This window comes from Candidatus Melainabacteria bacterium RIFOXYA2_FULL_32_9, assembly GCA_001784615.1.
Lineage (GTDB): Bacteria > Cyanobacteriota > Vampirovibrionia > Gastranaerophilales > UBA9579 > UBA9579.
This window is the reverse complement of record MFRQ01000075.1, coordinates 1-9378: the sequence shown is the minus strand read 5'-3', so window position 1 is coordinate 9378 and position 9378 is coordinate 1. Positions and strand designations below refer to the sequence as shown.

The 9378-nt window shown below is 33.8% G+C and carries 9 protein-coding genes and 1 pseudogene (1 of these 10 only partly in view); 8 read left to right on the top strand and 2 right to left on the bottom strand.

Annotation, left to right across the window (positions count from 1 at the left end; translation table 11 throughout):
* From A2255_11035 to A2255_11000, 8 genes and pseudogenes are all read left to right on the top strand, one after another.
* Nucleotides 1-9: pseudogene (locus A2255_11035) on the top strand (hypothetical protein); it begins 552 nt to the left of the window's first position.
* A 115-nt stretch (nucleotides 10-124) separates the two neighbouring features.
* Complete coding sequence (locus A2255_11030) at nucleotides 125-520, top strand: hypothetical protein (protein ID OGI20991.1); 396 nt, start codon at nucleotides 125-127, stop codon at nucleotides 518-520.
* A gap of 12 nt (nucleotides 521-532) precedes the next feature.
* Nucleotides 533-1099, top strand: coding sequence for a hypothetical protein (locus A2255_11025; protein ID OGI20990.1), 567 nt, complete (start codon nucleotides 533-535; stop codon nucleotides 1097-1099).
* A gap of 251 nt (nucleotides 1100-1350) precedes the next feature.
* Entirely contained in the window at nucleotides 1351-2922 is a 1572-nt protein-coding gene (locus A2255_11020; protein OGI20989.1) for a hypothetical protein, read from the top strand.
* A 25-nt stretch (nucleotides 2923-2947) separates the two neighbouring features.
* The gene (locus A2255_11015) at nucleotides 2948-3154 is read left to right on the top strand and encodes a hypothetical protein (protein OGI20988.1); all 207 of its coding nucleotides are present in this window, start codon (nucleotides 2948-2950) and stop codon (nucleotides 3152-3154) included.
* 3 nt (nucleotides 3155-3157) lie between these two features.
* Complete coding sequence (locus A2255_11010; GenBank protein ID OGI20987.1) at nucleotides 3158-4303, top strand: hypothetical protein; 1146 nt, start codon at nucleotides 3158-3160, stop codon at nucleotides 4301-4303.
* A gap of 22 nt (nucleotides 4304-4325) precedes the next feature.
* On the top strand, nucleotides 4326-5396 hold the full coding sequence (locus A2255_11005) for a hypothetical protein (protein ID OGI20986.1): 1071 nt from the start codon (nucleotides 4326-4328) through the stop codon (nucleotides 5394-5396).
* A 48-nt stretch (nucleotides 5397-5444) separates the two neighbouring features.
* A complete protein-coding gene (locus A2255_11000; protein ID OGI20985.1) occupies nucleotides 5445-6551 on the top strand; it encodes a hypothetical protein in 1107 nt (368 codons plus the stop codon).
* Between the two features lie 13 nt (nucleotides 6552-6564).
* On the opposite strand, the gene A2255_10995 is transcribed toward A2255_11000, so the two are convergent.
* Both A2255_10995 and A2255_10990 read right to left on the bottom strand, forming a co-directional pair.
* Complete coding sequence (locus A2255_10995) at nucleotides 6565-7278, bottom strand: hypothetical protein (GenBank protein OGI20984.1); 714 nt, start codon at nucleotides 7276-7278, stop codon at nucleotides 6565-6567.
* A gap of 374 nt (nucleotides 7279-7652) precedes the next feature.
* Nucleotides 7653-8852, bottom strand: coding sequence for a hypothetical protein (locus A2255_10990; protein OGI20983.1), 1200 nt, complete (start codon nucleotides 8850-8852; stop codon nucleotides 7653-7655).
* Nucleotides 8853-9378: the final 526 nt, after the last annotated feature.

Sequence of the window (9378 nt, the reverse complement as noted above, 5' to 3'; positions counted from 1 at the left end):
TTCAGGTAACATTTTAGGTTCTAAAAATCCAAAACTGATAATCCACGAATATACAGACTTTGAATGCCCATATTGCTCTATCTCAAATATGATGTTACATAGATTGGTTTCTGAAGTGCCCGATGTGCAGGTGGTTCACCATGATTTTCCATTAGGTGGTGCATGTAATCCTAAAGTAAATAACCCCGCTCATAAAAATAGTTGTCTTGCTGCTTTATATGCACGTGCCGCAGAAAAACAAGGAAAAAAATGGGCACTCATTGATTTACTTTTCGAAAATCAGCAAGATTTATCCGAAGAAAAAATCCTTAAATTAGCTAAAGAATTGAATCTCAATATGGAGCAACTCAAAAAAGATGCTCACAATCCTTTAGCTAAAAAGCAATTAAAAGCAGACATTAATAGAGCAATAAATACTGGAATAGAAGCAACTCCTTCATATCTTATAGGTATTAAAAAGCATGAAGGTTTAATGCCTTATCCTGAATTAAAAGAAATGGCACTTAAATACACAAAATAATTTATTTTAAAAATGCATAATAATCTTGAAAACCTTAAATCCTATAAAAAATTGCTGGTACACACATGCTGTGCACCATGTTCTACTTATGTTTTTGAAAAATTAATTAGCGAAAATTTTAGTATTGAAGGGTTTTTCTATAATCCTAATATTCACCCACATGAGGAATATACAAGAAGGCTAGAAGAATTATTATTGTATTCAGAGATAAAAAAATATAAAATCAGTGTAAAGAATGAACCCCCTAACAGATGGCATGAAACTATGCTAGGGCTTGAACAAGAGAAAGAAGGTGGCACTAGATGTAGACTCTGCTTTCAGTTAAGACTTGAGGAGACTGCTATATTCGCTAAAAAGAGAAATTTTGACGGATTTACTACCACTTTAACAATCAGTCCTCATAAAAACGCCAAAATAATCAATGAAATAGGGAAAGAACTTGAGGCTAAATACAATATTTATTTTTTAGGAGCTGACTTCAAAAAAAATGATGGTTTCAAAAAAAGTTTAGATCTTTCCCAAAAGTACAATCTCTATAGACAAAGTTATTGTGGATGCGAGTTTAGTATAAGAAATTAAACCTAAACTAATAACAATAAGGTTCCGTAAATTTGGTCTTCTCTCTTTAAAGGAAAGTAGGCTTTTTTTATTTTTTAACGCAAGTGTTGCATTTACATTTATTTACAAACTAGTTCAATTAAGGCATTTCTTTATATTTTTATGTTTTTCTTATAAGTGAAATAACGTATTTATTTAAAAATATCATTACTTTCATATAACAATACTCCATACCTTAGAAACCGTGATATTTTTTAAAAGGAGAGAGACACATGAGAGTTTTACCTCAAGAGTTAATGTGGAAAGCAAGAGCAGGCAAGGGCTATATTGATTATTTCAAGCAAATCGGTACAGAATTCGTCATTGGACAAATTTTAAACTTAATTGGAACGTCTAGTAAGAAAAATTTGATAACGTTAACAAAATTATTCGAAAAAATAGCCGGATCAGAAGGATCTGTTAGACACGCACGAAGAATGAGATGGTTATTTGAAACAGACCACCCTCATTTATCCTGGTGGCAAAAAATTATTAATGAACTTGATCCAAATTGTAGAAATAAATTTCTGGTTAATTTCTTTGTGCACGGATACTATGCTGATAACCAGAGAAAACGGGCAAAATTCCATGAGAAAAATGGATTTTACCCTCCAACAGTGCTCTTATCCAGCATAACTCAGAAATGTAACTTCAATTGTACAGGATGTTGGGCTCATAATTATGTAGTCAAAGAAGATTTAAGTTTTGATGAATGGAAAAAAGTATTTGATGAAGCAAGAGACGAAATGGGAGTACATATAATGCCCGTCGTTGGCGGTGAACCATTTATTCGCAAAGACTTCCTTGATCTCGTTGAGCTTTATCCTGATTGTATATTTATGGTGTTCACAAATGGTTCAATGCTGACTGATGAAACAATTGCAAGAATCAAAAAATTAGGTAACGTTGCTCCTATGTTTAGTTTAGGCGGCTGGACAGAAGCTACTGATAAAATCAGAGGCGAGGGAACTTTCCAAATGGTAATGGAAAAGATGGATAAGCTTAAAAAAGAAGGGATATTCTTTGGAGTAAGCTTAACTGCAACAAAAGAAAACGCTGAAGAAGTTGTATCAGATGAATACATGAAAATGTTATCTGACAAAGGCAGCTTATGGACCTGGGTATTCCATTACGTACCGGTTGGTGAAAATCCGGATGCAACATTAATGCCAACAGCAGAACAAAGAGAGACTATAAAACAAGCTGTTTATAATGCCAGAAATACACTGCCAATGATGACCGTGGATTTCTGGGGTGATGGTCCAGAAATGATGGGCTGCATTGCTGGTGGAAGACAATATATACACGTGAACGCTAAAGGTGACGTTGAAGCTTGTACATTTGTACACTTAGCTACACATAACGTAAAAACTTCTACGCTAACAGATGCACTTGCTAGTCCATTTATGCAAGCAGTCAGAAAAGGAGCTCCATACGATGGTAATATGCTGAGACCTTGTATGATTGTTGATAGGCCATGGGTTCTTAGAGGATATTATAAGAAATTTAAGCCATATGAAACCCATAAAGGAGCAGCGGATTATCTTACCAGACCCGAAATAATGCAAGAAATCGATAAATATGCAGAATCCGTTGCTAAAGTTATGGATGAAAATTGGGCGAAAGATTATTATATGACCTTATTCCCATTACCTGGAGAATATTACCACGATAGGAAAATATTATGCAGCAGTAAGGTTCCTGTAGGTGGAGCACATGGCGGATGTGAAGCAAATGGTGGCTGCAAATGCGGTAAAGATTTATCTGCTATAGAACAAATTTCTAAGGACTTAATCAACGTATAATTTCTCTAAGGAGTAAAGTTAAATCATGCCAAGACAAATTAACACTGAAAATTGTATAAAATGCGACGTATGCATTCCAGCATGTCCGGTAGATGCAATAACAAAAAATAACGATATTATACAAATTAATCCAAATGATTGTGTAGATTGCGAAACTTGCTGGCGAATTTGCCAGGAAAAGTGTATCGACGGCGGACCGGATAAATATCTTGAGTTAAGGACTGAACATTAGATCATGGGCCAAGCTTTAGAAATAAAAAAGGGAAATACTAAAAAAGAAAGAATAATTTCTTTTCCCAGAATGGGGAATATTAGTATTCCTGTTAGTGCTATGTTAAGAACAATGGGGGCAAATCTTTTATTGCCTCCAAGTAATAATATAGAAACTCTAAATTATGGAACAAGGCACAGTTCTGAGACAGTATGTCTGCCTTATAAGCTTAATTTAGGCAATTACATTCAAGCTCTGGAATCTGGAGCAAATGTACTTTTAATGTTTAATGCACCTGGAACCTGCAGATTGGGAAATTATGCCCTTATGGCTGAAGCAAAGCTCAGAGAACTTGGATATGATTTTGAAATGGTCATTTTTGATATGTATAAAGGCAAGTTAATAGAAATCTCAAACAAATTCAGCCAGGCAATAGGTCAAAATATCAGTATTTCAAAGATTCTATATGGAATTAGATTGGGTTTTGCTAAATTTGATGCTCTTGATGTTATCGAGCGAAAGTTATTTTATATCAGACCCAGAGAAATTAACCCGGGAGCTGCTGAAAAATTATATAAAGCAGGAGTACGGGCAATTGATAATGCTATTACCATTAAAGAAGTAAAAGACGCCATTCAAGCAACTATAAATAAATATGACTCTGTTCCAATAGACCAAAATAAAGAAGTTTTAAAAATATACCTAACAGGTGAATTTTTTGTTCTTCTTGATCAGTTTACAAACATGGAAATAGAAAAAGAACTTGGATTGCTCGGAGTTGAAGTTGAAAGGCAAATTATGCTTTCAGACTGGACAAACAGTGTATTACTTCCAAGATGGATACATAAAAAAGAATCTCACAGAGAACGAGCATTTAGAATTGCTGGTAATTATATCAAAAGAGCAGTTGGCGGTGAATGCATTGAATCTATAGGAGATACAATTTATGCAGCCCAAAAAAATGTTGACGGCGTTGTACATATCGGTCCATTTAACTGTAATCCTGAAATAGTCAGTCAATGTATTCTTCCTCATGTGAGCAGAAAAGAAAATATACCTGTTATTTCCTTACTAATGGATGAACATCAAGGAAAAGCGGGATTTATAACCAGATTAGAGGCATTTGTAGACTTAATGTACAGACGTAAAAGAATGAAAATCACAGCCTAAAAGGCTATAAGGAGGAAATATTATGAAAATAGGTATACCAAGGGCACTAGGATATTATATGTATTATCCATTCTGGCATGGTTTCTTCAACGACCTTGGTATTGAGGTTGTCTTATCTGGAAAGACAACAAAAAGGATTGTTTCACAAGGTAGCGCTCTCGTTGTTTCTGAAACTTGCCTCCCCGTAAAAGTATATGTAGGACACGTGATTGATCTTCTAAATAAAGGCGTAGATGTAATATATTCTCCAAGCATCCAATCAATAGAGCCCAAAATCTATAATTGCTCAAAACTAAGGGGCTTACCTGATTTAATTAGAAATGTAGTAAAAAGAAATTATTTATTAATAGAACCAACCTTAGACAAATCAGTTCCTAAACAAGGATTATACGAATACTTGTATGAATCTGTGGCTCCATTAGGAATTACTGACAAAAAGAGGATTAAACAAGCATCAAAAGCAGGTTGGGAATGCATGAATAATTACTTGATTATGACAAGAGCCGGTATGTCTGTGGATGATGCTATAAAAAATGCTATAGCAGGTAAAGTTGAAATTACTAAAGCTCATAACGATTTTCCCGTTAATGTTGCTGTAGTATCCCATGGGTATAACTTATATGATGAGCATGTGAGTATGAAAATTTTCAAGAAACTTGAAAAGCTTGGAGTAAAATCTTATACAGCAGATAATCTCACAAAAGAACAAATGAGTGAAGGTATAAAAGTATTAAACACACAGCTTTACTGGGCAAATGAATATGAAATGACAGGAGCAGCGGGATATTTCTTAAAAGATGATAATATTGATGGAATTATCAGTATTACAGCCTTTGGTTGCGGCCCTGATTCTCTTATGATTGAAAGAATAACCCGTTATGCCAAGAGGTTAAGAAAACCTGTACTGAATCTTACTATTGATGAACATACCGGAGAAGCAGGATTCATTACAAGATTAGAAGCATACACCGATATGCTCCTAAGAAGAAAACGTGCTATTATCGTTGAATCTCTTAACAGACAAATATATCAGGACGATTTAGAAGCTCAAAGAATACGTGCTGAAATAGAACACATAAAAACAAATGTTTAAAAAAAATGAAATATTCATTTTACACAGATAAAGTATTGAGGCACTATTATGAAAATCACCTTTCCTCATATGGGAAATCTATATATAGCGGTTGGAAGCGCCCTTAAAATGTTAGGGGGCGATGTTATAATCCCTCCTTATAATTGTAAGAGAACGCTTTCACTAGGCACCAGAAATAGCCCTGAAGCTGTATGCTTGCCTTATAAGTTAGTTTTAGGCAATTATATTGAAGCTATTGAAGCTGGTGCTGAAGCGCTTCTTATGATTGATAGTCCTGGCATATGTAGGCTTGGCCAATACAGTAATTCTTCAAGAACCGCCCTTATAGATATGGGCTATGACGTTGAATTTATCAATTTTGATCTTTATAAAGGCAAATTAAAGGAATTATATACAGGGTTTAAGAAAGCTACTGGCAATGGTAATCCTATTGATATTATTAAAGCCATTAATCTTGCACTTATCAAAGTTGATCTTTTAGATCAATTAGATCATTCTCTTGCATATTATAGAGCCAGAGAAATCCAGACAGGAAGTGCGGATATTAGGTATCGAAGAGGACTAAAAGCCATAGAAGAAGCTATGACTTTCAGTACCACCAAAAAAGCCTTCAAGCATGCAATGGACCAGATTTCATCTACACCTATAGATAAAGATAAAAACGTTATACATATCGACTTAACTGGAGAGATTTATGTAGTAATTGATTATTTCTCTAATCTTGAAATAGAAAAAGAACTTGGAAAATTGGGGGTTCATGTTCATAGAAAGTTAAATATTAGTGATTGGACCAAAACATTCCTAATTCCTCCTTTCTTAAGATCCACTGAAGCTCATGGAGAAAGAGCAGCAAGATTTGCCAGTGATTTTCTAAAAAGAGATATTGGCGGTGATGCAATAGAATCAGTTGGTGATGCAGCATACGCAAGCTATTCTAAGAGTGATGGGATAGTTCATTTATTACCGTTTACTTGCATGCCAGAAATCATAGCTCAAAACATACTTCCAAATATAAGAGCAGAAAGAGATATCCCTGTTTTATCTCTGGTTTTAGATGAACAAATGGGAAAAGCAGGTTTCATTACAAGATTAGAAGCATTTGTTGACCTGATTAACAGGCGTAAAAGAAAGAATCAAGAAATAAAAATCGCTTAATTTTATAGTTGCATTATTCATTTTTCTCTTTGACAGCAAATTTTAAGGTTTTTAAGTTATATTTATCTGCTATAATACAGCTCATAATTTCATTTTGAGAAATCTTAAGAACTTTTGCCAGTCTTTCAAGGACAGTTTTAGACATAGTTCTTTTACCAGTTATAATTGCATTTAAAGCGCTTTGGTTATAATTTATTTGTTTACTTAAAGATGTTCTTGAAATGCCTTTTTCTTGCAGGATTGAGTCTATTTTAGTTGTCAGGATTAATTTATTAATATCTTTGTCTTTGGCATTGTCATTGCGAGGAATGCAGTGACGAACCAATCTTTCCTGCTCGGTATTATCGCTTTTATCTGAACTATTATTAGATTGCCACGCCTCCTTTGGAGGCTCGCAATGACAGGGCGGGTCATCCTGAGTGATAGCGAAGGATCCATGATATTCTTTACTTCGCTCAAAATGACAGCAAGCTTCTTTTTTAGCTTTTATTGCAAGTTCTATAATCTCTCTTGAATATTTATCTGTAAGTATCCAACCTTCAAACTCTTCTTGAGAGACCTCTAAAATGGGAAGCAGTCTTTCTATAACATGACCGGGAAAAGGTCTTTTCCCTTTTACCATTTCATCAAATGAACTGATTTTATAATTTACTAATTGACTTAACTTATGACAAGATAAATTTTTTCTTTTTAATATCTCATTTATTTTTCTAGTTATAACAAGCATTTTAATCAATCAATTTGTTTCCCCAAAATTTGCACTTGACAGGTTTTTTCTTATCGTTTATATTGAGAATGTCATAGATAACCCCCTTTTGACTTTGACTAAAAATATTAAAATAATACCCTAAATTACTTTTTAGGGTGGTTTTCTATAACTTTTCAAGTTAATCATATCACAATTTCAAGAAAGGTTTGTTAATGGGAAAAGAGAAAAATCACCTCTATAACCGTATTCTTACCCTCAAAGAAAGATTAAAAACTATTAATGATAACCTGAAACTAATCTCTGAAGATATCGAGTTTATAGAAGAACTTTCTAAATCAAGGCACAAATAACTATGTATAGGAGCCAATTCCAGATTTATTATTCTTTAAACCTTACTCAGCAGCAAAAACTGGTGCCACTATTACAAGAGCATTAGTTACCCTGCCTCCGCCTTTAACAGACGGATAATTAACTAGCTTGCCATTAACTACCATTTGAGTGGAAGTACCGCCATCAAGATTCATAGCATCATAAGTACCTAATTCATGCATAATTTTAGCTAATTCAGTTATTGTTGCTCCTTCAGTAACACCTTTTTGTCTTCCATCTATTGTTACCATAACAAGGCTTCCACCTTTTGTAAACCCTACAGCAGTTCTAGGAGCTTTTGTCCATAAGAAATTACTGGTAAATTTCTGTTTATCGATAAATATCTTGCCGTTTTTAACTAAATACGGCCCACCACTTATTGCATATTCAATATTATCATTCCAATCATCAGGAATTAATGTCATAGAATAATCAACTCTTTCATGCTGCTTTATTTTTCCTGCAACAAGATAATGAGGACCTACAAGTACATAACCACCTCTTGGCACAGGAACACTACTATTTTTTATATATTGAACCTTATCATGCGCTACAACTATATGAGAGTAATGCTGAGATGTTATCGGTGTACGCTTTCCCCACTTATCCGTATAAACAGTAAAAGCATATTTACTAAATACAGGTTGATTAATATTAAAGAGTCTAAGTTTTAAGTCTTCCCCTATATTTATTTTCCCTGTAATATCTACTTTGCCCATTTTGAATTCTTTATCCTTGGTCACCCCAAAGCTTACTCTTCTATATAAAGGGCCTGTTATAATATTTCCATCTAATATTGCTAATCCAAGAGGCGCACCATTATCAGGTTTAAAGTAAGATGCATTTATTCCAGCTAGTGCATCTTCTCTATTTACAATTTCTTTCACACTTTTAACACTGTTAATAAAATACGAGCCAAAAGATGGTTTAACAACAACACCACTCTTTTTAGGGTTAATAACAAGTATATTAACTATAGCTGGCTTGCCGTTAAGCCACCTTTTCATCTTTTTATGGACTACAGCATTTTTTCTATCAAAACTTCTGGTTGGAGGAACATACCTTTCACGAATTTCCGCTTGTTCAACCGCAGTTTGGTTACTTGGTCCAGTAGAAAATACCTCTCCCAAGTCAGTGTAAGCTTTAGAAGAACAAATAATACTTGCTGACAGTGCTATTGATAATATAACAACAGTCATACTATTTTCCGTTAACTCTTTCATCTCTCACTCTCTTAGCTTGCTACCCTTAAAGTTAACTATGTTTGTATAATTAATATAATAACACATTAAATTATCGAGTTTATCATGCTAAAAGAGTGTTGTTATACTTTTGAAATATAACTTTAAAAATACAAATACAAGAACTGTATAAGTATAAAGAATATTAAATATTAAAATAAATATATTATCCTTAGCTAAACAGACAATTTTTCATAAGCTTTTGCTTTTACTAAAAATGGTCATGTTATTTAAGTCTTAAAAAAGGAAAGGCAAGTGATGCAAGTTTACAGGTTTAGTCCAACTGGAAAATAAGCTCCATCTTTTGCAGGTAAACTATCGATAGACAAGATCAAAGAATAGTTGTAGCTTGGGCAAAAGTTGCACAAAAAATAAACAGGGTGAAAAAGATCCTTCACAGCAAAACAAGTTGGTTTAAATGCAATGTCATCAGGTTAAGGCATCACAGGCATCGTCTCTTATTATTAGGAAATTTATTAGATCGGAGACTTCTATTCCTATTAAATTG

Coding starts and splice junctions, on each gene's coding strand:
- A2255_11025 (OGI20990.1), top strand. CDS start 533: ATGCATAATAATCTTGAAAACCTTAAATCCTATAAAAAATTGCTGGTA.
- A2255_11020 (OGI20989.1), top strand. CDS start 1,351: ATGAGAGTTTTACCTCAAGAGTTAATGTGGAAAGCAAGAGCAGGCAAG.
- A2255_11015 (OGI20988.1), top strand. CDS start 2,948: ATGCCAAGACAAATTAACACTGAAAATTGTATAAAATGCGACGTATGC.
- A2255_11010 (OGI20987.1), top strand. CDS start 3,158: ATGGGCCAAGCTTTAGAAATAAAAAAGGGAAATACTAAAAAAGAAAGA.
- A2255_11005 (OGI20986.1), top strand. CDS start 4,326: ATGAAAATAGGTATACCAAGGGCACTAGGATATTATATGTATTATCCA.
- A2255_11000 (OGI20985.1), top strand. CDS start 5,445: ATGAAAATCACCTTTCCTCATATGGGAAATCTATATATAGCGGTTGGA.
- A2255_10995 (OGI20984.1), bottom strand. CDS start 7,278: ATGCTTGTTATAACTAGAAAAATAAATGAGATATTAAAAAGAAAAAAT.
- A2255_10990 (OGI20983.1), bottom strand. CDS start 8,852: ATGAAAGAGTTAACGGAAAATAGTATGACTGTTGTTATATTATCAATA.